Genomic DNA, 22,133 nt, shown 5'->3' with positions numbered 1-22,133 from the left:
ACCGGAAAGGAGATGCCGTGACCGCTCATCCGTCCATCGCCGACCACGGTGTGATCGGCGATCAGCAGACCGCCGCCCTGGTGAGTATCGACGGGGATATCGACTGGTTCTGTAGTCCCCGTTTCGATTCGCCGAGCGTTTTCGGCGCGTTGCTGGACGACCGCCGCGGCGGGCACTGCCGAATTCGGCCCGCGCAGCGGCCCTATCGCGCGCGGCAGATGTATTTCCCCGACACGGCCGTGCTCATCACCCGGTTCGCGACCGACGCGGGCACCGGCGAGATCGTCGATTTCATGCCGCCCACCGGTAAGGACAGCACCGGCACCCACCGGATCGTGCGCCTGCTGCGGTGCGTGCGCGGCCGGATCACCTTCGAACTGGACATTCTGCCCGCCTTCGACTACGGCCGCCGCCCGCACACCGTGCGGACCACTGTGGACGGCGCGGTCTTCGACGGCGGCGACCTCGGCCTCACCCTGCACGGCGTGCGCGAGCCCGGCGACGCGCGGCTGGCGCAGCTACAGATCACCGAACAGGGGGCGTTGCAGGGGTTGTTGCCGCTGTCGGCGGGACAGGTCCGCGGCTTCGTGCTCGACACCGGAATCCGCCAGGCACCCACCGCGATTCGGGTGGCCGAGGTCGAAGAGCTGTTCGACGAGACGGTCCGGTTCTGGCACGGCTGGCTGGCGAAATCGACCTATCGCGGGCGGTGGCGCGAGGTCGTGCACCGCTCCGCGATCACCCTGCGGCTGCTGACCTACGCGCCCACCGGGGCGCCGATCGCGGCGGCCACCGCGGGCCTGCCCGAGGAGCTCGGCGGGGAACGGAACTGGGACTACCGCTACACCTGGATCCGGGACGCCTCCTTCACCATCACCTCGCTGCTGTCGCTCGGATTCACCGAGGAGGCAGCGGATTTCGCGCGCTGGCTGCGCAATCGCTATCGCGCGCAGGGCGATCCGCTCGAGGTCATGTACCGGGTGGACGGGTCGACCGACCTCCGCGAGGAGATCCTCGACCACTGGGCGGGCTATCGGGGTTCGCGGCCGGTGCGCATCGGCAACGACGCGGCCGGACAGCGGCAACTCGACATCTACGGGGAACTGCTCGACGCCCTGTTCCAGGCCGACCGCGCCGGATTGCGCATCGGGCACGCGGGCTGGCAGGACCTCACCGCGCTGCTGGACTGGCTGACCACGCACTGGGACAGCGCCGAGGAGGGCATCTGGGAAACCCGCGGCGGGCGCGCGGATTTCACCTACGGGCGGCTGATGAGCTGGGTGGCGTTCGATCGGGCGATCCGGCTGGCCGACCGGCACGGCCTGCCCGGGCGGGTGGAATCCTGGCGGCGGCAGCGCGCGCTGATCCACACCCAGATCTGGGAGTCGGGCTGGAGTCCGCGCCGGCGCGCCTTCGTGCAACGCTACGACGGCGAGGTGCTGGATTCGTCGCTGCTGCGCATGGTGCAGGTCGGATTCGTCGCGCCCGGCGATCCGCAGTGGCTGTCGACCCTGGCCGCGATGCGGCACGAGCTGGTGACCGACAGCCTGATGCATCGCTACGATCCGGCCGCCTCGCCCGACGGGCTGGCGGGCGCGGAGGGCACCTTCTCGCTGTGCACGTTCAACTACGCGAGCGCGCTGGCCCGCGCGGGCAAGGTCACCCAGGGCCGGATGGTGTTCGAGAAGATGCTCACCTACGCCAATCACCTGGGCCTGTTCGCCGAGGAGATCGCGGTCACCGGCGAACAACTCGGCAACTTCCCGCAGGCGTTCACCCATCTGGCGCTCATCGATGCCGCCCTCACCCTCGATCGCGCGCTCGACGGCGAGGGCGAGGACTACGACTTGTCCGCGATCACCGCCCGGCCCAGCCCGTAGGCGCGGGACTGCGGCACCGGTATCCCCAATTCGGTTGCCGCGCCGAATAATTCGCGGTCGTCGGTGACGGTGAGGCCGTGGTCGTTCAGCAGCGCGCGCATCTCCTGCGGGGACCAGGTCGACAGGTGCGGTTCGTGGCGGAGGGGGTCGCCGCCGCCGGTGAGGCGGGTGAACAGCCGCAGCGCGTGGCGGCCCAGGCCCGCGAGGCGATTGCGGGTGGGATAGGTCGCGATGAGGCGGCTGCCCGGGGCGGAGAGGTCGGCGACGACCGTGAGCGTCGCGGCGACCTGGGCGTCGGTCAGGTACGGCAGCACGCCCTCCCAGATCCAGGTGGTGGGCAGCGCATCCCGGAATCCGGCGGACCGCAGCGCGGAATCCAGTGCGTCCCGGCCGAATTCGACCGCGACGTGGGTGAGCGATCGCGCGACCGGCGTCAGGCCGTCGACGCGGTCGCGCTTGTCGGCCTGGGAGGCGGGATGATCGACCTCGAACACGTCGACCTCGGCCAGTTCGCTCATCCGCCAGGCCCGGGCGTCCAGTCCGGCGCCGAGCAGCACGAGCTGCGAATTGCCTTGTGCGCGAACGGCGTCGTCGATGACGACGGTGCGGACCGCCAGGACACCCGCGGTGCCGCCGAGCAGTTCGTACTCCATCCGTTCCCGCCAGCCACGGGGTTGCTCCCCGGCGCGGGCCCGGTCCACCGCGGCCCGCTCGTCGGGACGCAGCAGCCGCACGGCCACCGGGTCCGCGAAGCGGCCCACCGCGAGCCGTCCGTCGGCCACCGCGCGACCCTGGCACACCAGGACGGCGGTCCAGCTCGCCTTCTTCTCCGTCATGCCCGCCCATTATGGTCGGGCCGCGGGGAATCAGCGCTCGTTGCGCGCCTTGGGGTAGCGGCTCTGCCGCGCGACCCAGCCCGCCATCTTGGCCCAATGCCCCTTGGCCGGGGTGGCGGCGGCACTCAGGTCGCGGTCCCAGTGCTCGGTCTCGGTGACCCCGTCGACGGCCGCGACCACGGCCTTGGCGGTGGGCAGGTCGTCGACGACCCGGTCGCCGAGCACGCCGTCTGCGCCGACCAGGGTGATGCGCACGCCGATCCGGCCGATGGGCTGCAGGACGGCGGTGGCCGAACCGCCGTGGGCGGCGGCGAACTTGCGCACCGAGTCGATGACGGCGGACGACGGCTTGGTCGCGGTGGCGGTGTCGGTCATGGAGATCAGTTTACCGACGGGTAAGCACGGGTGTAGAACTGGATTCCATGCGCGCCATCCAGGTTTCCGAGCACGGTGGTCCCGAGGTCCTGAAGCCCGCGGAGGTGCCCGATCCGCAGCCCGGCCCGGGGCAGCTGCTGGTCGACGTCGAGGCGATCGGCGTCAATTTCATCGATACCTACATTCGCACCGGCCGCTATCCGCGCGAGGTCCCCTACATTCCCGGGGCCGAGGGTTCGGGCGTGGTGGCGGCCGTCGGTCCCGATGTCGAGGAGTTCCGGGTCGGGGACCGGGTGGCGTGGGCCGACGCCCCGGGCAGTTACGCGGAGCGGGTCGTCGTGCCCGCGCGGGTCGCCATTCCGGTGCCGCCGGGGGTCGAGCCCGCGGTGGCGGCGTCGGCGCTGTTGCAGGGGATGACCGCGCACTATCTGATCGAATCGGTGTACAAGCCCGAGCCCGGCGAGACCGTGCTCGTGCACGCCGGGGCCGGTGGGGTGGGCCTGCTGCTGACCCAGTTGGCGGCGGTCAAGGGCATTCGCGTGATCACGACCGTCTCCACCGACGAGAAGGAGGCGCTGTCCCGGCGGGCGGGCGCGAGCGAGGTGCTGCGCTACGGCGACGATCTGGCCGCGCGGGTGCGGGAGCTGACCGGCGGCGAGGGCGTGGCGGCGGTGTACGACGGCGTCGGCAAGGACACCTTCGAGGCGAGTCTGGCGGCGTTGCGGATTCGCGGCACACTGGCGTTGTTCGGGGCGGCGAGCGGGCCGGTGCCGCCGTTCGATCTGCAACGGCTCAATCCCGCGGGGTCGCTGTTCGTCACCCGCCCGACGCTGGCGCACTACACCCGCACCCAGGACGAATTGCGGTGGCGCGCGGGCGATGTCTTCGACGCCCTCGCGGCGGGGACGCTGCGGTTGCGGGTGGGCGCGACCTATCCGCTCGCGGAAGCCGAACGCGCGCACCGGGATCTGGAGTCCCGGCGCACGACGGGGTCGATCGTGTTGCTGCCGTAGGCGTTTCACCGCGGCCCCGAATGGTGTTGCGGCCGTTGCGATTCAGTAGTCGCGCCCGGTCAGGCCGCGGTAGATGAATCGGGTCAGGCCGTCGATCGCCTGCGCGTCGGTCAGCGCGAGCGCGCCCTCCTCGACGGCCTCGAGCAGGGCCTGCACCATCAGGAAGGCCATCGCGAGGCTCGCGTCGGGCGTGCTGGGCAGGGTCAGCCCGGCGGCGTCGAAGCCGTCGAGGTGATCGGCCAGTTCGGCGCGTTCCTCGGCGGCGAATCGCGCCGCGACATGGGCGAATTCGTCGTTGACGAGGGCCGCCTGGCCGACCGCGCGCAGCACCGGCCAGTGGGCGCGCGCGAAGTTCCAGTAGTTGCGGACGTGATAGCGCACCGCAGCCGGATCGGTGAAGTCCGGGCTGTGCTCCGCGGCGTCGGCGGCGATGTCGCCCTCCTCGCCGAAGTCGCGCAACAACGCCTGGAGCAGTTCCTCCTTGCCGGCGAAGTGGTTGTAGAACGAGCCCGCCGAGCGCCCCGCGGCGGCGGTGATGTCGGTGATCTTGGTGTTCAGATAGCCGCGCTCGGCGAACAACCGGCGCGCGGCGTCCTTCAACGCCTGTTCGGTCTCGGCCGACTGCTCCTTGCGGCGGGCCATCCCTCACCTCCTTGACAGCGGACCCTACCAACCAGGATAGTGAATTCAGATTCAGTGAATTTGAATTCAGTATTGGAGGGAACCATGTCTACGCAGGTACTCATAGCCGGAGCGGGTCCGACGGGGCTCACGCTCGGCATCGATCTGGCGCGGCGCGGTATGGCGGTGCGGATCGTGGACAAGGCGGCGGAGTTCTTCGTCGGGTCGCGCGGGGACGGGATCCAGCCGCGCACGCTCGAGGTGTTCGACGATCTCGGCGTGATCGGGGCGGTGCTCGCGGCGGGCGAGGACGCGCCCGCGATGCGGATTCATCTCGATGGCGAGTTCGTCGGCGAGCGGCGACGCGCGGAGTTGCGGGAGCCGACGGCGGCGGTGCCGTACCCGAACGCGTGGGTGCTCGGGCAGTCGCAGGTGGAGGGGATTCTGCGGGAGCGGCTGGGTGAGTTCGGGGTGAAGGTCGAATTGTCCACGGCCGTCACGGATTTCACGCAGGACGAGGACGGGGTCACGGTCTCGCTGGCGGGTCCCGGCGGGGTCGAGACCGTGCGGGCGGACCATCTCGTCGGCGCGGACGGCGGGGCCAGTACGGTGCGCCGGACGTTGGGGATCGCGTTCGAAGGGACCACCGACGAGGAGTTCCGCATGTTGATCGGGGATGTGCGCGCGGACGCCCTCGACCATTCGTACGGGTACTGGTTCGCGAGGGCCGCCGCGCCGATGGAGGGCGTGGCGCTGACGCCGCTGCCCGAGGATCGGCTGTTCCAGTTCATCGCGCCGCTCGCGGAGTCCGAACCGACCCGCGAGGTGATGCAGCGCGTGCTGGACCGGTACTCGGGGCGCACCGACATCACGATCGGCGAACCGGTGTGGGCCTCGGCGTGGCGGCCGAATATCCGTCTGGCGCAACGGTTCCGGGTGGGACGGGTGTTCCTGGCGGGCGACGCGGCGCACGTGCATCCGCCGACCGGCGGGCAGGGCATGAACACCGGCGTGCAGGACGGCTACAACCTCGGGTGGAAGCTCGCGGCCGCGCTGGACGGGCGCGCGGACGTGCTCGACACCTACGAATCCGAGCGGCGCGCGGTGGCCGCGCGGGTGCTGGGGGTGAGCACCGACCTGCTGGATCGGCACAAGGCCGGGGACGAGGCCGCGCTCGAGCGGGACGAGACGACGATGCAGTTGGACGTCAGCTATCGGACCGGGGAGGAGACCGGGCGGTTGGTCGCGGGGGATCGGGCGCCGGATTCGGTGCTGCGGCGGGCCGACGGCGGGTCGGTGCGGTTGTTCGATCTGTTCCGGGGGCCGCATGCCACGCTGCTGGCATTCGACGCGCCCGTCGGCGAGACCGACGCGCACACCAGGGCGTTCTCGATCGTCGGGCCCGAATGCGCGCCGGTGGGTGCGGAATTGGCGGCCGTCGACGGGCATGCCTTCGCCGCTTATGACGCGACGCCCGGGACGCGAATCCTGGTGCGGCCGGACGGTTATCTGGCCTGGCGTCGGGAGGGGTGACCCCGGGGTGACGCGGCGGCGCGGATGCTGGATGATCTGTGCTGCCGCACAAGCCGATTCGCCCGGTTCGCCGAAACAGTCGTACCGTGGTCGAACGGCCGCTCGGGCGGTCACCGGATGAGGGCTCGACAGGGGTTGATCACGATGTTGGTGAAGGTCCGCAACGACGACCCGTCACGGCTGTCCGCCACCGAGCGGACGGTGGTGAACTGGCTCAAGTCGTGGACCGGCGCGCACGCGTTACCCGGCATCGCGGTGATCAAGGCGGGCGGCACCGACGCGATCGTGTGGACGCCCAAGATCTGTGTCGTCATGACGGTCAAGGGATTCACCGAGCGGGTGAACGGGACGCTGGCCGTCTCGGCGCACGAGCCGTGGACGATCGATGGGCGCGTCGCACCGCTCGAGGGGGCGCAGTCCGGGACCGAGGCGATGGGGGAGATTCGGGAGCGGACCGCGGAGATCCAGCAGTTGCTGCGGGCCGCGCCCGGCCGGGAGGGCGTGGGGGTCATCGGTGTGGTGCTGGTGATTCCGCAACTGGGCACCCGCATCTCGCTGGACAAGGGCGAGTTGCCGGAGGGGATCGATGTGGTGGTCGGCGACGGGCCGTCCTCGCTGCGGTCCTACGTCGCGCGGATCACCGAGGGCGCGCCGGATTCGTGGAACGCGGCGCAGGTGGGTCAGGCGCTGGGCGCGCTCGGATTCGCCGCCGCCGCAACGTATTCGGATCTGACGGCGGAGGGCTTTCCCGCGCCGCGGGCGGATCGGACACCGTCCCGGCCCGCGGATCGTGCGGAGGGAGCTTCCGTTCCGCCTGGCGCGCCGATTCCGCAACCCGGGGCGGGCTTTTCGGGGCAGGGTCAGCAAGGTGTGCCGATTCCGCAGCCCGGGGGCGCGTATTCGCCGTCTGGCGCGGCGTTTTCCGGGCAGCAGGGCGCGCCGATGAGTGGACAAGGTGCGCCGATCCCGGGACAAGGTGCGCCGATGGGGGGCCAAGGGGCACCCATCCCCGGACAAAGCGCATCGGTGGGCGGCCAAGGCGCACCCATCCCGGGGCAAGGTGCGCCGATGGGGGGCCAAGGGGCACCCATCCCAGGACAAGCCTCACCGATAGGCGGCCAGGGCGCACCCATCCCCGGACAAAACGTACCGATGGGCGGCCAAAGCGCACCCATCCCAGGCCAAGGCGCACCCATCCCGCACCGAGGCGCACCGATCCCCGCCCCGGGCACACCCCTTGCGGCACAAGCCACTTCGACAAACCCGCAAGGCGCCCCCATCCCCCCGGGCTCCCCCGGCGCCACCCCCCGAACCGCCACCCGCGAATTCCCCTCGGGCCCACCATCTTCCACCCCAGGCCCCCAATTCGCCCCCACCCCCCAACCCTATTCGGTCCCCTTCGACCCCCGCCCCCCGAAGGAACCCCGCCCCCGAGGCCGAGGCATCACCCCCTTGATCATCCTCGTCCTCCTGGTCCTGATCCTCGCCCTCGCCGCCTTCTGCACCGGCGGCAACACCAAACACACCACCCCACCCCCCTCCTCCCCCACCTCCGGCCACCCCGCCCCCACCACCTTCACCCCCGCCCCCGAACGCACCATCCCCACCCAAACCCCCGGCCCCGCCTGCTACCCCCTCCAACCCTGCCCCAGCTGACCCTCCAAACCGCCCGTCCCTCAAAGGTCCACGAACCCAGCCGCACCCCTTATTCGGATCCGCACCCCTTCCATAGCTCTACAAGGGGTGCGGATTCGAATAAAGGGTGCGGCTGTGTTCGTGGACCTGGGGTCAGTGGAGGAGGGTGTGGCCTATGGTGTGCCAGCCGAGGACCGAGTCGACGGCGAGGCCGCAGAAGACGACCGCGAGGTAGTTGTTGGATTGGAGGAAGAGGCGGAGGGGTTTGACGGATTCGCCTCGGCGGACGCCGGAGTAGAGCTGGTGGGCCATGAGGAGGAACCAGGCTCCGGCGGCGATGGTGACGGCGGCGTAGACGACGCCCGTGGCGGGGATGAGGGCTACGGTGGCGGCGACGGTGAGCCAGGTGTAGATGACGATCTGTTTGGTGACCGTCTGCTCGGTGGCGACGACGGGGAGCATGGGGACGCCCGCGGCGCGGTAGTCCTCCTTGTAGCGCATCGCCAGGGCCCAGGTGTGCGGGGGCGTCCAGAAGAAGATGACCAGGAACAGCACGAGGGCGGGCCAGCCGATGGTTCCGGTGACCGCGGACCAGCCGACCAGGACCGGCATACATCCGGCCGCGCCGCCCCAGACGACGTTCTGCGAGGTGCGGCGCTTGAGGCCCAGCGTGTAGACGAAGACGTAGAACAGGATCGTCGCCACCACCAGCGCGCCGGACAGCAGATTGGCCTGCCACCACAGCCACGCGAACGACCCCGCCCCGAGCAGCACCCCGAACACGAACGCGTTGCGCGTCGGCACCGCCTCGCGGGCCAAGGGCCGCTTCGAGGTCCGCTTCATCACCTTGTCGATATCGGCGTCGGCCACGCAGTTGAGCGTGTTGGCGCTCGCCGCGCCCATCCAGCCGCCGAACAGCGTCGCGAGGATGAGCCGGATATCGATGTGCCCGCGGTCGGCCAGCAGCATCGTCGGGATCGTCGCCACCAGCAGCAGCTCGATGACGCGCGGTTTGGTCAGCGCGATGTAGGCCAGCACCCGCCGCGTCAGCGCCGCGACCGGACCCGTGCCGGTGACACGGTCGGCCAGCACCGTCGCGGAGGAGCCATGCGCACCACCCGGCTGTTGCCCAATCCGCACTGTCTCTCCTCGCAGGTGGTGCACTCGATCCGATGGGAACTACTACGCACGATGGTAGACCCCGGCGGGCCGGGCCCCGGACCCACCCGCCGCGAATCCGCCCGTGCCGCAGGCATGGTGCGCGTTCAGCGCGGTAATCATTCACCGTAACGAAGGGGCGACACGGCTCGGGGTACGGGCGGGTTCCCGTATCGCGGCGTGACGCTCACCTCTAGGGTGGTGGGTAATCTCGAGCCGCCGCCCACCGATGACGAGAAGGTCAGGAGAATCCCGGTCGTGTCAGTCACAGACGACATCCGTGCCCTCACCCAGCCGAACCACCCGGAAGACTGGACAGATCTGGATACGCGAGCCGTCGACACGGTCCGCGTTCTCGCCGCCGACGCCGTGCAGCAGGCGGGCAACGGTCACCCCGGCACGGCGATGAGCCTCGCGCCCCTGGCCTACACCCTCTACCAGCGCGTGTTGCGCTTCGACCCGACCGAGCCGAACTGGACCGGGCGCGACCGGTTCGTCCTGTCGGCGGGTCACTCCAGCCTCACCCAGTACATCCAGCTGTATCTGGCGGGCGTGGGCCTGGAACTCGACGACCTGAAGAATCTGCGCAAGTGGAACTCGCTCACCCCGGGCCACCCCGAGTACCGGCACACCCCGGGCGTGGAGATCACCACCGGCCCGCTCGGGCAGGGCCTGGCCTCCGCGGTCGGCATGGCGATGGCCGCCCGGCGCGAACGCGGCCTGTTCGATCCGAACGCCGAACAGGGCCACAGCCCGTTCGACCACTTCGTCTACGTCATCGCCTCCGACGGCGACATCGAGGAGGGCGTCACCTCCGAGGCGTCCTCGCTCGCGGGCACCCAGCAGCTGGGCAACCTCATCGTCTTCTACGACGACAACCGCATCTCCATCGAGGACGACACCACCATCGCGCTGAGCGAGGACACCGCCGCCCGCTACCGCGCCTACGGCTGGCACGTGCAGGTCGTGGAGGGCGGCGAGGACGTCGTCGCGATCGAGAAGGCCATCGCCGACGCGCAGGCCGTCACCGACAAGCCGTCGTTCATCCTGCTGCGCACCATCATCGGCTATCCCGCCCCGAACAAGATGAACACCGGTTCCGCGCACGGCGCCGCGCTGGGCGCCGACGAGGTGGCCGCCACCAAGAAGATCCTCGGCTTCGATCCGGACAAGACCTTCGAGGTCGACGAGGCCGTCATCGCCCACACCCGCGGCAACGCCGCCGAGCGCGGCAAGACGCTGCGCGCGGCCTGGCAGGCCCGGTTCGAGGCGTGGGCGCAGGCCAACCCGGACAACAAGGCGCTGTTCGACCGCCTCTACGAGCGCAAGCTGCCCGAGGGCTGGGCCGACGGCCTGCCGTCCTGGGAGCCGGACGCCAAGGGCCTGGCCACCCGCAAGGCGTCGGGCAACGTGCTCGCCGCGCTCGCCCCGGTGCTGCCCGAATTGTGGGGTGGCTCGGCCGATCTCGCCGAATCCAACAACACCACCATGCCCGGCGAACCGAGCTTCGGCCCGGAGTCGATCTCGACCGGCATGTGGAAGGCCAACCCGTACGGCCGCACCCTGCACTTCGGCGTCCGCGAACACGCCATGGGCGCGATCCTCAACGGCATCGCCCTGCACGGCCCGACGCGCCCGTACGGCGGCACCTTCCTGGTGTTCTCCGACTACATGCGGCCCGCGGTCCGGCTGGCCGCGCTCATGCGGGTGCCGGCCATCTACGTGTGGACCCACGACTCGATCGGCCTCGGCGAGGACGGCCCGACCCATCAGCCGATCGAGCATCTGGCCGCCCTGCGCGCGATCCCCGGCCTGAACGTGGTCCGTCCCGGCGACGCCAACGAGACCGTGCACGCCTGGCGGGCCATCCTCGAACTGGAGAGCGCCGAGCGCGCCTCGCACTTCACCCCGAAGCAGGGCCCGCACATCGACGGCCCCTCCGCGCTGGCGCTGACCCGCCAGAACCTGCCGGTGCTCGAGGGCACCAGCTACGAGGGCGTCCGCAAGGGCGGCTACATCCTGGCCGAATCGTCCACGGACACACCGCAGGTGATCCTGATCGCTACCGGCTCGGAGTTGCAGATCGCCGTGGAGACCCGCACTAGGCTGGAGGAGCAGGGCATCGGAACCCGGGTGGTCTCGATGCCGTGCGTGGAATGGTTCGACGCGCAGGACCAGACCTACCGCGACGAGGTGCTGCCGCCCGCGGTCCGCGCCCGGGTCTCCATCGAGGCCGGGATCGCGATGCCGTGGTACCGGTTGACCGGGGACGCGGGTGAGCACGTGTCGATCGAGCACTTCGGTGCCTCGGCCGACTACCAGACCCTGTTCCGTGAGTTCGGCATCACCACCGACGCCGCGATCGAGGCCGCCCGGCGTTCACTCGACAAGGTGAAGGGATAAGCGACATGGCACAGAACGAGAATCTCGCCGCACTGTCCGCGGCGGGGGTGTCGGTGTGGCTCGACGATCTGTCGCGGGACCGCATCCGGTCCGGCAACCTCGCCGAACTCATCGCGACCCGCAGCGTGGTCGGCGTGACCACCAACCCGACGATCTTCCAGGGCGCGCTCAGCAAGGGCCACGCCTACGACGATCAGATCAAGGAACTGGCCGCCCGCGGCGCCGACGTGGACGCGGCCATCCGCACGATCACCACCGACGACGTGCGCGCCGCCTGTGACGTGCTGGCCGACGCGTTCGACGCTAGCAACGGCGTCGACGGCCGCGTCTCCATCGAGGTCGATCCGCGCCTGGCCTTCGACACCGACAAGACCGTCGCCCAGGCGGTCGAGCTGTGGAAGATCGTGGACCGGCCCAACCTGTTCATCAAGATCCCCGCCACCGAGGAGGGCCTGCCCGCCATCACCAAGGTGATCGCGGAGGGCATCAGCGTGAACGTCACGCTGATCTTCTCGGTCGAGCGGTACCGCAGCGTGATGGGCGCCTACCTCGACGGCCTGCGCAACGCCCGCATCGCCGGGCACGATCTGGCCCGCATCCACTCGGTGGCGTCGTTCTTCGTCTCCCGGGTGGACACCGAGGTCGACAAGCGACTCGAGCAGATCGGCACGCCCGAGGCCCTGGAGCTGCGCGGCAAGGCGGGAATCGCCAACGCGCGCTTGGCCTACGCGGCCTATCAGGACGTGTTCGACGGCGGCGCGCACACCTCGACCTACCAGCATCTGGCGTCGGCGGGCGGGAATCGCCAACGGCCGCTGTGGGCTTCGACCGGGGTGAAGAACCCGGACTACTCCGACACCATGTACATCACCGAACTGGTCGCGCCCAACACGGTGAACACGCTGCCGGAGAAGACCCTGGAAGCGTTCGCGGATCACGGTGAGCTGCGCGGGGATACGGTCAGCGGCACCGCGGCCGAGGCCCAGGAGGTATTCGACAAGCTCAGCGCGGTCGGCATCGACATCCCCGACGTGTTCCGGGTCCTCGAGCGCGAGGGCGTGGAGAAGTTCGAGAAGTCGTGGGACGAGTTGCTCACGGCGACCAAGTCCGAGCTCGAGACCACCGGGAGCAACTGACCCGTGGCCGGTCCCCAGGAATCGGCAGCACCGGCGAATCCGCTTCGCGAGGAGCGGGACAAGCGGCTTCCCCGGATCGCGAGCCCGTGCAGCATGGTGATCTTCGGTGTCACCGGTGACCTGTCGCGCAAGAAGCTGATGCCCGCCATCTACGATCTGGCGAACCGGGGGCTGCTCCCGCCCTCGTTCGCCCTGGTCGGGTTCGCGCGCCGGGACTGGGCCGACGAGAACTTCTCCGAGGTCGTGCTCGAGGCGGTGAAACAGCACGCGCGCACGCCGTTTCGGCAGGAGGTGTGGGATCAGCTCGCGGAGGGGCTGCGCTTCGTGCAGGGCACCTTCGAGGACGACGCGGCCTTCACCCAACTGGCCGACACGCTGAAGCAACTGGATCAGGAGCGCGGCACCGGCGGCAATCACGCGTTCTACCTCTCGATCCCGCCGAACGCGTTTCCGACTGTGCTGCAACAGCTTTCGCGTACCGGCCTGGCCCAGCAGCAATCGCCCACCCCGGGCAAGGTCACCCCGTGGCGGCGGGTGGTGATCGAGAAACCGTTCGGGCACGACCTGGCCAGCGCCAAGGAGCTCAACGCGCTCGTCAACCGGGTCTTCCCCGAGGAAACGGTCTTCCGCATCGACCACTACCTCGGCAAGGAGACCGTGCAGAACCTGTTGGCGCTGCGGTTCGCCAACGAGCTGTTCGAGCCGGTGTGGAACTCCAATTTCGTCGACCACGTCCAGATCACCATGGCCGAGGACATCGGATTGGGCGGGCGCGCGGGCTATTACGACGGCATCGGCGCGGCCCGCGACGTCATCCAGAACCATCTGCTGCAACTGCTGGCGCTGACCGCGATGGAGGATCCGGTCAGCTTCCAGCCGCGGCAGTTGCAGATCGAGAAGATCAAGGTGCTCTCGGCGACGAAACTGGTCGAACCGCTGGACGAGACGACCGCGCGCGGGCAGTACACCGAGGGCTGGCAGGGCAGCGAGAAGGTCGTGGGCCTGTTGCAGGAGGAGGGTTTCGACCCCAACTCCCGCACCGAGACCTACGCCGCCATCACCCTCAACGTCGACACCCGGCGCTGGGCGGGCGTCCCGTTCTACCTGCGCACCGGAAAACGCCTGGGCCGCAGAGTGACCGAGATCGCGATCGTGTTCAAGCGCGCCCCGCATCTGCCGTTCGACCACGAGATGACCGAGGAGCTGGGGCAGAACGCCCTGGTCATCCGGGTGCAGCCGGACGAGGGCATCACCATGCGGTTCGGGTCGAAGGTGCCCGGCTCCAGCATGGAGGTCCGCGACGTGAACATGGACTTCAGCTACGGCGAGTCGTTCACCGAGGTCTCCCCCGAGGCCTACGAGCGGCTCATCCTGGACGTGCTGCTCGGGGTGCCGTCGCTGTTCCCGGTCAACGAGGAGGTCGAATTGTCCTGGCGCATCCTCGATCCCGTGATCGAGCACTGGGCGGCCGACGGCAAGCCCGAACCGTACGAGGCGGGCACGTGGGGTCCGATCTCCGCGGACGAGATGCTCGCCCGCACCGGGCGGGAATGGCGGCGCCCGTGATCGTCGACATGCCCGACACCAACACCCAGGACGTCGCCAAGCGCCTGCTCAAACTGCGCGAGAGCAACGGCGTGATCGCCATGGGCCGGGTGCTGACGCTGGTGGTGTGCACGCTGGACTCCTCCGAGGCCGAGGAGGCGATCGACGCCGCCAACGACGCCAGCCGCGAACATCCCTGCCGGGTGATCGTGCTCGCGCGCGGCGACCGGTTCGCCGAGACCAAACTCGACGCCCAGATCCGCGTGGGCGGCGACGCGGGCGCGGCGGAGGTGATCGTGCTGCGGTTGCAGGGCGATCTGGTCAATCACGAGAGCAGTGTGGTCATCCCGTTCCTGCTGCCCGACACACCGGTGGTGGCGTGGTGGCCGCGCGGCGCGCCGGAGTTCCCGTCCAAGGATTCGGTGGGGCGCTTGGCGATTCGCCGCATCACCGACGCCACCTTCGCGGCCGATCCGCAGGGCACGATCCGCAAGCGGCTGGACTCCTACGCGCCGGGCAATACGGATCTGGCGTGGAGCCGGATCACCTATTGGCGCGCGCTGCTCGCCGCCGCGCTCGACGAACCGCCGTTCGAACCCGTGGAATCGGTGACGGTGTCGGGGCTGGCGGAGGAACCGGCGCTGGACGTGCTCGCGGGCTGGCTCGCCGCGCGGCTGGGCTGCCCGGTGCGGCGGCGCACCGGCGAGCTGAAGGTGGAGCTGCACCGCCCGACGGTCTCGATCGCCATCGCGCGGCCGCAGACCGGGCGCACCGCCACCCTGTCCCGCACCGGCGAACCCGATCAGCGATTCGCGTTGGCGCGCAGGGAGACCAAGGACTGCCTCGCCGAGGAGCTGCGGCGGCTGGACGCCGACGAGGTGTACGCCGAGGCGCTGGCCGGGATCGAAAGGGTCGTCTATGAGTGAGCCCGGGATCGAGGTCGTCGCCGACGCCGACGCGCTGGCCGTCGCCGCCGCGCGGCGGTTCGTGGAGGTCGTCACCGCCGCCCAGCGCGATCGGGGTGTCGCCTCGGTCGTGCTGACCGGTGGCGGATCCGGTATCGCCACCCTCGAACAGGTCCGCAAACTCGGGGGCGATATCGACTGGTCTCGGGTCGAGATCTTCTGGGGCGACGAACGTTTCGTGCCCGCGGGCGACGCCGAACGCAACGACCGGCAGGCCCGCGAGGCGCTGCTCGATCATGTGCCGGTCGATCCGGCGCGGGTGCACCCGGTCGCCACCTCCGACGGTGAGTATCCCGATCCGGTGGAGGCGGCGGCGGAGTACTCGGCGACCGTGCACGCCCATCTGGCCGCGTACGGCGCCTTCGATCTGCATCTGCTCGGCATGGGCGGTGAGGGGCACGTCAATTCGCTGTTCCCGCACACCGACGCGGTGCGCGAGGAGCACGAACTCGTTGTGGCCGTGACGAATTCGCCCAAGCCGCCGCCGGTCCGGATCACCCTCACCCTGCCCGCCGTGCACAGGGCCCGGCACGTCGTGCTGATCGTCGGCGGCGCGGGCAAGGCCGCGGCCGTGGCGGCGGCGATCGGGGGCGCGTCGCCGCTGGACGTCCCGTCGGCGGGCGCGCGCGGCGGCGAGTCGACGACCTGGGTGCTGGACGAGGCGGCCGCGTCGGACCTACCGGCCCGTTGAGCGCGCCGAGCGAATTCGCGGACGCCGGGTCGGTGCGGGCGGCCATCGCGACGCTGCGCTCGGTGCGGCACTTCCGGCCCAATCCCGTTCCGCGCGTGACCGTCGAGGAGGTCATCGAGGCGGCGCGGTGGACGGGATCGGCCCGCAATCGGCAGCCGTGGCGGTTCGTCGCGGTCACCGATCCCCGGCAACGCGCGGCGCTGTCCCGGCTCGGCGACTACGCCATGTTGCTCGGCCGCGCCCCGCTGGTGCTGGTGCTGCTGTCGGAGGACAACGGCCACACCGACACCGAATTCGATCTCGGGCGCATGGCGCAATCCCTGTGCCTCGCCGCGCACGAACGCGGCCTGGGCAGTTGCGTCACCAGCTTCCATCCCGACGAGAACGTCCGCGCGGCCGCCGAATTGCTCCAGGCGCCACCGGGCTGGCTGCCCCGCCACGCCATCGCCCTCGGCTACACCGACGACGAGAACCGCGGCTCCCCCACGGCGATTCCCGTCGGACGGCTGCCGGTCGCGGAGCTGCTCACCTGGCTTCCGTGACCTGCGGCAGGTTCAGCGCCGCCAGGTGCGTGGTGAGGAAGGCGTTCACCGCCTCGGTGCGTTCCCATTGCACGAGATGACCCGCGCCGGAGACCTTTTCGACCGCGCGGAGATCCGGGACGTGGGCGCGCATGGTGGTCAGCGGGTCGCGGCCGCTGAAACCCTCCATATCCGGGTCGTGCTCGCCGTAGAGGAAGTGGGTGGGGACCTCGACGGTGGTGGGGAGGTCGGCGGTGAGTTCCCAGTTGCGGTCCAGGGCGCGGTACCAGCTCAGCGGGCCGGTGAAGCCGGTGCGCTCGAATTCGGTTGCGAGCGTGTCGAGTTCGGTCTCGTCGAGCCACGGCCAGGGGAAGGCCGGGGCCTGCGGGAGGACGTCGAGGTAGCCGAGGCCGGGCGGGTTCTTCCAGGTGTCGAGGTAGTGGTAGTCGCCGCTGAGGGAGTAGAACACGCGGGCCAGGAATTCCTTTGGGCGCGCGGCCAATTCGGCGTCGGCGACGCCGGGGGTCTGGAAGTAGGCCAGATGCAGGAAGTGCCGCTGGGACGCCTTCACCCAGAACGCCGACGGCGGCTTGGGCGGGCGCGGGGCGTAGGGATTGTTCAGCACGAAGATCCCGGCCACCCGCTCCGGGGCGCGCAACGCCAGCTCCCACACCAGTTGCGCGCCGAAGTCCAGGCCGACGAACGCCGCGCGCTCGGCCCCGAGGTCGTCGAGTAGCGCGAGCAGATCGCCGATCACCGCGCGATTGGTGTGCGCCTCCACCCCTTCGGGAGCCTCGGTGCGACCGTAGCCGCGCAGATCCGGGGCGATGGCCCGGTAGCCCGCGGCCGCCAGCGCGGGCAGTTGCCGATGCCAGACGTACCAGCCGTGCGGGAAGCCGTGACAGAGGATCACCGGGAAGCCCCGGCCCTGTTCGACGACGCGCATCCGCGCCTCGCCCGTGTCCACGAACCGCTGTGTCGGCTCCACTCCGCCTCCCGAGTACTAGAACGTGTTCTCATTTCACGGTAGTGTCCCGGAGTCGTGAACGGAATACTCGCCGACCGGGTCGCGGTCGTCACCGGAGCCAGCCGCGGCATCGGCAAGGGCATCGCCCTGGAATTGGGGGCCGCGGGCGCGACCGTGTACGTCACCGGCCGCACGGACGCGCCGGGCCGGTTGCCGGGCACGGTCGCCGAAACCGCCGCGCGCGCAACCGAACTCGGCGGCGTCGGGATCCCGTATGTCTGCGATCACCGGCACGACGCGGCGGTGGCGGAGCTGTTCGCCACGATCCGCCGCGATCACGGCCGTCTCGACATCCTGGTCAACAATGTCTACAACTCCCCCGCCTCGGCCCGCTGGCTCGGCAAGCCGTTCTGGGAGGTGCCGCCGCGGGCGTGGGACGAGAGCTTCGACATCGGCGTCCGCTCCCACTACGTCGCCGCCTTCCACGCCGCCCCGCTGCTGATCGAATCGGGCGGCCTGATCGTCAACATCTCCTCCCCCGGCGCGGAGCACTACACCCACAACGCCGTCTACGGCGTCGCCAAGGCCGCCGTCGACCGTCTCACCGCCGACCTCGCCCACGACCTCGCCTCCACCGACGTCACGGTCGTCTCCCTCTGGCCCGGCATCGTGAATACCGAACTGCTGCAGATGGTTCCGCCCGGCCCCGACGGCCGCCGCCTGATCACCCTCCCCGGCGAGGGCACCTTCGACCTCGCCGACGCCGAAACCCCCCACTTCCCCGGCCGCGCGGTCGTCGCCCTCGCCACCGCCCCCGACCGCCGCACCCGCACCGGAAAGCCCTGGCGTGTCGCCCATCTGGCGGCCGAGTACGGCTTCACCGACATCGACGGCCGGATGCCCCTCGCCGAACCCGAGGAACTCAGGCCACATCCAGGAAGCGCCGCACCGAACGGGCAGGGGCGGGCTTGACGCGCCAGACCAGGCGGACGCGGGAGGGTGGGGCGTCGGGGACGTCCAGGTAGACGACGCCCGGGTGGGGGGCTCGGGTGCGGGCCAGTTCGGGGACGCCGCCGATGCCGCGGTCGGCGGCGATCAGCTCGATCCATTCGTCGAAGTTGGTGCAGTGCACGACGGTGCGGCCGGGAGGTGCTGTGGGCCAGGAGGTTTCGTCGGTGGTGCCGGTGATGGTGTTGGCCACGAGGGGGTAGTGGGCGGCGTCGGACCAGCGCAGGTCGGGGCGGCGGGCGAGGGGTGAGCGGATCGACACCGCCAGCAGGCGTCGCTCCACGCCGATCACGCGGCTCGCGAGTTGGGCGGGCAGCCGGGAGTCGCGGCGGTGGAGCGCGATGTCGACCGCGCCGGACTGGAGGGCGGCGATCGGGTCGTCGACGCGGCGGATCTCGACGTGGCCGCCGAGGGCCTCGAAGCGGGTGCGGGCGGCGGCGAACCAGGTGTCGGGCAGGAGCCAGGAGAAGCCGATCGAGACCGCGGAACGCAGGTGCAGGTCCGCGACGGCCGTGTCGAGGTCGGCGAGCAGGCGTTGGGCGACCGCGCGGAAGTGTTCGCCCTCGGCGGTGAGGGTGAAGCGGCGCGAGGTGCGTTCGATCAAGCGGCAGTCCAGGATTCGCTCGAGCTGCTGGATGGTCCGGGTCAGCGACGGCTGGGTGATGTGCAGGCGCTCGGCGGCGCGGGTGTAGTTGCGTTCGCGCGTCACGGCCAGGTAGGCGCGCAGGTGCCGCAACTCCAGATCCATGCGTTCAGCGTATACACGGTGCCCGGAAAGCATTTCTCTCGGCCGTCGCGGATCCCTACCGTCGAGTGGTGTGACGATTGTGCCGACCCGCCCGGATTCGCTCGCCCCCGCGTTCCGTGCCTCGGCGGGGCTGGCGGCCGCCATGGGGATCGGGCGGTTCGCCTTCACGCCGCTGCTGCCGGTCATGATTCACGCCGGTCGGATCGACGCGCGGGCGGGCGCGCTCATCGCGGCGGCCAACTACGCGGGCTACTTGATCGGGGCGGTCGTTCTGGCTCGTCGTCCGGAATGGCACGGCCGCAACACCTTTCGGGTCGCCGCCGTCGCGCTCGTGCTGAGCGAGGCGCTGATGGCCTGGCCCGCGCCGCCGCTCGTGCCCGCGATGCTGCGGCTGGTCGCGGGTGTCGCGAGCGCGGTGGTGTTCATCGGGTGTGCGGGAATAGCGGCGCGGCACGAGAATCGGCGGCGCGCGGCCGGGATCACCTTCGCGGGCGTCGGCTGCGGGATCGCGCTGACCGGAGCGCTGGCACTGGTATTCGGGCCGCTCGTGTCATGGCAGGCACTGTGGCTGGGGTCGGCCGTGCTGACCGCCGCGCTGCTGGCACCGGCGCTGGCGCTCGATATCGTGCCGGGTCGCCGGGCGCGGGCCGGCACCACCCGTTCGGTCCGGGCGTGGCGGGCGCTGCTGCTCGCCTACTTCCTGGAGGGCCTGGGCTACATCGTGATCGGCACATTCCTCGTGGCCGCCGTCGGTGACGCGACCCTCGGCACGACCCTGTGGGTCGTCGTCGGCGTGGCCGCGGCCCCGGCGACGGTGCTGTGGGGTGTGCTGGCCCGGCGACGAACGCCGTTGCGCGCCATGGTCTTCGCGCTCGTCTTGCAGTTCTTCTCGGCGTTGCTGCCCGCGCTGTCGCCCGGCGCGGTCCCGGCGCTCGTGTCCGCGGCGCTGTTCGGGGCCACGTTCATGGGCATCACGATGCTCGCGATCGAGATCGGCGACGACCTCGCGGGTGCGGGGGCGGCCGCGACGCTGACCGCCGGATACGGGCTGGGTCAGGTGCTGGGGCCGCTGGTGGTGACGCCTGTCCTGGGCACGAGCTACACCGCGGCCTTCGCCATCGCCGCCGTCGTGCTCGCGGCGGCGACCGGCGTGGCGCTGACGATCAGGAGAACTTGATCTCGAAGCCGATGCCGAGGATGGAGATGATCCAGATCAGGCCGATGAAGATCGTGATGCGGTCGAGGTTCTTCTCCACGACGGTGGATCCGGACAGGCTCGCCTGCACGCCGCCGCCGAACAGGCTGGACAGCCCTCCGCCCTTGGCCCGGTGCAACAGGACCAGCAGCACCAGCAGCACGCTGGTGATGATCAGGAGGATATCCAGGAACATGCGCATGCCCGACAGTTTAGGTCCCCGCCCGCGCCGGTTCCGCAGCAGCCATGGCAATCATCCGCGCCGCCAGGTCCGCACCGGCTGCACCGGTCGCACCGCGACCAGATGCAGGGTGTGACTCTCCCCCGTCGTGTACTCCCCGACGCGTTGTTCGGCCAGCCGGTCGTTGGCGGTGAGCCGGACCTGATGCTGACGCATGTGCTCGTCCCACGAACGCACCACGAACGCCTCGATATAGCGGTCGGCCACGCCCACGTCCCGGTACAGACGCCATTCCATCGCGCCCGTGCGCTGCCGGGACCGGCCCACCCGCGCCATGGCCGAGGTGAAATCGGCCGCCGCCGCGGCGGGTACGTGATAGGTCACCAGCACCAGCACCGGGCCGTCCTCGGGTTCGGGTTCGAACTCCAGCACCGGTTCGGGCCAGTAGGCGGCGGGCGTGGTGTCCAGAGAGGTGACCCGCACCGGCAGCCACACCGTGGTCAGCGCGCACAAGGCCAGCAGGCCGGTCGCGCACCACAGCGCGACCGTCACCCCGAACGACCCCGCCACCACACCCCACACCAGCGAACCGACGGCCTGCCCGCCCATGAACACCAGCTGATACACCGACAGCCCCCGCGCCCGCACCCACCCCGGCAACAGCAACTGCATCGTCGAGTTCAGCGTCGACAACGCGGTCAACCAGGAGAACCCACCGAACACCAACGCCACCAACACGATTCCCGCGACGGGCACGCTGGCCGCCGCGAGCGTCGCCACCGCGAACAGCACCGCCGCCAACGCCAGCAGCCGGGTCGGGCTCAATGTCCTTCGCAGCCAGGTCAATTGGGTCGCCCCGGCCACCGCGCCCACGCCCAGCGCGCCGAGCAGCAGACCGTACCCCGACGACGACAACCCGAGGCGCGCGTGTGCGACCACCGGCAGCAACGCCCACAACGCGCTCGCCGGGCCGATGAACAGGATCGACCGCAGCAGCACCCGCCGGATCGCGGGCGCCGCGCGAATGAACCGCAATCCCGTCTGCAAGGCCGCGAACGGGCGTTCCGCGGGCAGATCCTGATCGGCCGCCGGCCGCCGCCACCGGACCAGCACGGCCACCACCCCAACGAACGAGGCGGCGTTCACCGCGAACACCAGCGTCGGCCCGACCAGCGACACCAGCACGCCCGCGATCGCGGGCCCGACCGCGCGGCCGATATTGTTGCTCATACTGCCCAGCGCCGCCGCGGCCGGAATCTCGTTGCGCGGCACCAACTCCGGCTGCACCGCCTGCCACGCGGGCGCGGTCATGGCCTGCCCGATGCCGAGCAGGAACAGCAGCGTCAGCAGCAGCGCCGGGGTGATCCGCCCGACGGCCGTCACCCCGGCGAGCACCAACGCGCAGACCGCCATCGCCGATTGCGCGCCGATCAGCAGCCGCCGCCGGTCGAGCAGATCGGCGAGCACTCCCGACGGAATCGACAGCAGCATCACCGGCAGGGTCGTCGCGGTCTGCACCAGCGAGACCAGCGTCGCGGCGTTCGGCTCCTCGACCAGCAACCACTGCGCGCCGACCGTCTGCATCCAGGTCCCGAGATTGGACACCAGCTGGGCGATCCACAGCGCGCGAAACACGCGCGACGCCAAGGGCGCCCAGGTGGAGGCGGGAGCGATCGGGGGTGCGGCCATATCGGGAGCCTAGCCAGCCGGGATCCGGGCCAA

Annotated in this window: 20 protein-coding genes; 12 read left to right on the top strand and 8 right to left on the bottom strand. The window is 70.5% G+C overall.

The genetic code is table 11. The features are described 5' to 3' along the window. Window positions 1-17 precede the first annotated feature (17 nt). Window positions 18-1,880 (top strand): glycoside hydrolase family 15 protein, encoded by a 1,863-nt coding sequence (locus tag ACWDSJ_RS16410; RefSeq protein WP_450032772.1) that lies wholly within the window; start codon window positions 18-20, stop codon window positions 1,878-1,880. Here ACWDSJ_RS16410 and ACWDSJ_RS16405 read toward each other — a convergent pair. Together ACWDSJ_RS16405 and ACWDSJ_RS16400 are read right to left on the bottom strand one after the other, a co-directional pair. After that, on the bottom strand, window positions 1,841-2,716 hold the full coding sequence (locus ACWDSJ_RS16405) for a class I SAM-dependent methyltransferase (protein WP_450032770.1): 876 nt from the start codon (window positions 2,714-2,716) through the stop codon (window positions 1,841-1,843). The genes ACWDSJ_RS16410 and ACWDSJ_RS16405 overlap by 40 nt on opposite strands. Before the next feature lie 30 nt (window positions 2,717-2,746). Then, entirely contained in the window at window positions 2,747-3,091 is a 345-nt protein-coding gene (locus tag ACWDSJ_RS16400; protein ID WP_387365793.1) for a hypothetical protein, read from the bottom strand. 47 nt (window positions 3,092-3,138) lie between these two features. Between ACWDSJ_RS16400 and ACWDSJ_RS16395 the strand changes: the two genes are divergently transcribed. Then, a complete protein-coding gene (locus ACWDSJ_RS16395) occupies window positions 3,139-4,104 on the top strand; it encodes a quinone oxidoreductase family protein (protein WP_450032767.1) in 966 nt (321 codons plus the stop codon). Between the two features lie 42 nt (window positions 4,105-4,146). Here the strand turns inward: ACWDSJ_RS16395 and ACWDSJ_RS16390 are convergent, their stop codons facing one another. Beyond that, window positions 4,147-4,746 carry a TetR/AcrR family transcriptional regulator gene (locus ACWDSJ_RS16390; RefSeq protein WP_450032765.1) on the bottom strand — a complete coding sequence of 200 codons (600 nt, stop codon included), beginning with the start codon at window positions 4,744-4,746 and terminating at the stop codon, window positions 4,147-4,149. 84 nt (window positions 4,747-4,830) lie between these two features. Between ACWDSJ_RS16390 and ACWDSJ_RS16385 the strand changes: the two genes are divergently transcribed. Then, window positions 4,831-6,258, top strand: coding sequence for an FAD-dependent monooxygenase (locus tag ACWDSJ_RS16385; RefSeq protein WP_450032763.1), 1,428 nt, complete (start codon window positions 4,831-4,833; stop codon window positions 6,256-6,258). Between the two features lie 117 nt (window positions 6,259-6,375). Continuing rightward, complete coding sequence (locus ACWDSJ_RS16380; RefSeq protein WP_450032761.1) at window positions 6,376-7,914, top strand: hypothetical protein; 1,539 nt, start codon at window positions 6,376-6,378, stop codon at window positions 7,912-7,914. Window positions 7,915-8,046: 132 nt separating this feature from the next. Here the strand turns inward: ACWDSJ_RS16380 and ACWDSJ_RS16375 are convergent, their stop codons facing one another. Next, the gene (locus ACWDSJ_RS16375; protein ID WP_387365778.1) at window positions 8,047-9,033 is read right to left on the bottom strand and encodes a heme o synthase; all 987 of its coding nucleotides are present in this window, start codon (window positions 9,031-9,033) and stop codon (window positions 8,047-8,049) included. Between the two features lie 276 nt (window positions 9,034-9,309). On the opposite strand from ACWDSJ_RS16375, the gene tkt reads away from it, so the two are divergent. From tkt to ACWDSJ_RS16345, 6 genes are all read left to right on the top strand, one after another. After that, the gene (gene tkt, locus ACWDSJ_RS16370) at window positions 9,310-11,454 is read left to right on the top strand and encodes a transketolase (RefSeq protein WP_450032759.1); all 2,145 of its coding nucleotides are present in this window, start codon (window positions 9,310-9,312) and stop codon (window positions 11,452-11,454) included. Window positions 11,455-11,459: 5 nt separating this feature from the next. Continuing rightward, window positions 11,460-12,590: a transaldolase gene (gene tal, locus ACWDSJ_RS16365; protein WP_450032758.1), complete on the top strand. Its 1,131-nt coding sequence runs from the start codon at window positions 11,460-11,462 to the stop codon at window positions 12,588-12,590. A gap of 93 nt (window positions 12,591-12,683) precedes the next feature. Further along, window positions 12,684-14,156 (top strand): glucose-6-phosphate dehydrogenase, encoded by a 1,473-nt coding sequence (gene zwf, locus ACWDSJ_RS16360; RefSeq protein ID WP_387365769.1) that lies wholly within the window; start codon window positions 12,684-12,686, stop codon window positions 14,154-14,156. After that, the gene (opcA, locus tag ACWDSJ_RS16355; RefSeq protein WP_387365766.1) at window positions 14,153-15,061 is read left to right on the top strand and encodes a glucose-6-phosphate dehydrogenase assembly protein OpcA; all 909 of its coding nucleotides are present in this window, start codon (window positions 14,153-14,155) and stop codon (window positions 15,059-15,061) included. Before zwf ends, opcA begins: the two co-directional genes overlap by 4 nt. Next, window positions 15,054-15,791: a 6-phosphogluconolactonase gene (pgl, locus tag ACWDSJ_RS16350; RefSeq protein ID WP_450032755.1), complete on the top strand. Its 738-nt coding sequence runs from the start codon at window positions 15,054-15,056 to the stop codon at window positions 15,789-15,791. The genes opcA and pgl overlap by 8 nt, the downstream gene beginning before the upstream one ends. Next, window positions 15,788-16,333: a nitroreductase family protein gene (locus ACWDSJ_RS16345; RefSeq protein WP_450032753.1), complete on the top strand. Its 546-nt coding sequence runs from the start codon at window positions 15,788-15,790 to the stop codon at window positions 16,331-16,333. Before pgl ends, ACWDSJ_RS16345 begins: the two co-directional genes overlap by 4 nt. Here the strand turns inward: ACWDSJ_RS16345 and ACWDSJ_RS16340 are convergent. After that, complete coding sequence (locus ACWDSJ_RS16340) at window positions 16,317-17,258, bottom strand: alpha/beta fold hydrolase (RefSeq protein ID WP_450032979.1); 942 nt, start codon at window positions 17,256-17,258, stop codon at window positions 16,317-16,319. The two genes, ACWDSJ_RS16345 and ACWDSJ_RS16340, sit on opposite strands and share 17 nt — an antisense overlap. Before the next feature lie 96 nt (window positions 17,259-17,354). Between ACWDSJ_RS16340 and ACWDSJ_RS16335 the strand changes: the two genes are divergently transcribed. Further along, a complete protein-coding gene (locus tag ACWDSJ_RS16335) occupies window positions 17,355-18,251 on the top strand; it encodes an SDR family NAD(P)-dependent oxidoreductase (RefSeq protein ID WP_450032751.1) in 897 nt (298 codons plus the stop codon). On the opposite strand, the gene ACWDSJ_RS16330 is transcribed toward ACWDSJ_RS16335, so the two are convergent. After that, complete coding sequence (locus ACWDSJ_RS16330) at window positions 18,202-19,035, bottom strand: LysR family transcriptional regulator (RefSeq protein ID WP_450032750.1); 834 nt, start codon at window positions 19,033-19,035, stop codon at window positions 18,202-18,204. The two genes, ACWDSJ_RS16335 and ACWDSJ_RS16330, sit on opposite strands and share 50 nt — an antisense overlap. A gap of 70 nt (window positions 19,036-19,105) precedes the next feature. Here ACWDSJ_RS16330 and ACWDSJ_RS16325 point away from each other — a divergent pair, with 70 nt between their 5' ends. Continuing rightward, window positions 19,106-20,212, top strand: a complete 1,107-nt coding sequence (locus ACWDSJ_RS16325) for a YbfB/YjiJ family MFS transporter (RefSeq protein WP_450032748.1) — start codon at window positions 19,106-19,108, stop codon at window positions 20,210-20,212. Here the strand turns inward: ACWDSJ_RS16325 and secG are convergent. Together secG and ACWDSJ_RS16315 are read right to left on the bottom strand one after the other, a co-directional pair. Next, window positions 20,199-20,432, bottom strand: a complete 234-nt coding sequence (gene secG, locus ACWDSJ_RS16320) for a preprotein translocase subunit SecG (protein WP_387365745.1) — start codon at window positions 20,430-20,432, stop codon at window positions 20,199-20,201. The two genes, ACWDSJ_RS16325 and secG, sit on opposite strands and share 14 nt — an antisense overlap. A 51-nt stretch (window positions 20,433-20,483) precedes the next feature. Further along, complete coding sequence (locus ACWDSJ_RS16315; protein WP_450032745.1) at window positions 20,484-22,100, bottom strand: MFS transporter; 1,617 nt, start codon at window positions 22,098-22,100, stop codon at window positions 20,484-20,486. Between the last annotated feature and the right edge of the window lie 33 nt (window positions 22,101-22,133).

Source organism: Nocardia sp. NPDC003482 (assembly GCF_053588115.1).
This window is presented reverse-complemented; position numbering and strand designations above follow the sequence as displayed.

Bases quoted from the DNA above. Each gene is read 5' to 3' on its own strand.
- ACWDSJ_RS16405 (WP_450032770.1), bottom strand. From the start codon at position 2,716: ATGACGGAGAAGAAGGCGAGCTGGACCGCCGTCCTGGTGTGCCAGGGT.
- ACWDSJ_RS16400 (WP_387365793.1), bottom strand. From the start codon at position 3,091: ATGACCGACACCGCCACCGCGACCAAGCCGTCGTCCGCCGTCATCGAC.
- ACWDSJ_RS16395 (WP_450032767.1), top strand. From the start codon at position 3,139: ATGCGCGCCATCCAGGTTTCCGAGCACGGTGGTCCCGAGGTCCTGAAG.
- ACWDSJ_RS16390 (WP_450032765.1), bottom strand. From the start codon at position 4,746: ATGGCCCGCCGCAAGGAGCAGTCGGCCGAGACCGAACAGGCGTTGAAG.
- ACWDSJ_RS16385 (WP_450032763.1), top strand. From the start codon at position 4,831: ATGTCTACGCAGGTACTCATAGCCGGAGCGGGTCCGACGGGGCTCACG.
- ACWDSJ_RS16380 (WP_450032761.1), top strand. From the start codon at position 6,376: ATGAGGGCTCGACAGGGGTTGATCACGATGTTGGTGAAGGTCCGCAAC.
- tal (WP_450032758.1), top strand. From the start codon at position 11,460: ATGGCACAGAACGAGAATCTCGCCGCACTGTCCGCGGCGGGGGTGTCG.
- zwf (WP_387365769.1), top strand. From the start codon at position 12,684: ATGGTGATCTTCGGTGTCACCGGTGACCTGTCGCGCAAGAAGCTGATG.
- pgl (WP_450032755.1), top strand. From the start codon at position 15,054: ATGAGTGAGCCCGGGATCGAGGTCGTCGCCGACGCCGACGCGCTGGCC.
- ACWDSJ_RS16340 (WP_450032979.1), bottom strand. From the start codon at position 17,258: ATGCGCGTCGTCGAACAGGGCCGGGGCTTCCCGGTGATCCTCTGTCAC.
- ACWDSJ_RS16330 (WP_450032750.1), bottom strand. From the start codon at position 19,035: ATGGATCTGGAGTTGCGGCACCTGCGCGCCTACCTGGCCGTGACGCGC.
- secG (WP_387365745.1), bottom strand. From the start codon at position 20,432: ATGCGCATGTTCCTGGATATCCTCCTGATCATCACCAGCGTGCTGCTG.
- ACWDSJ_RS16315 (WP_450032745.1), bottom strand. From the start codon at position 22,100: ATGGCCGCACCCCCGATCGCTCCCGCCTCCACCTGGGCGCCCTTGGCG.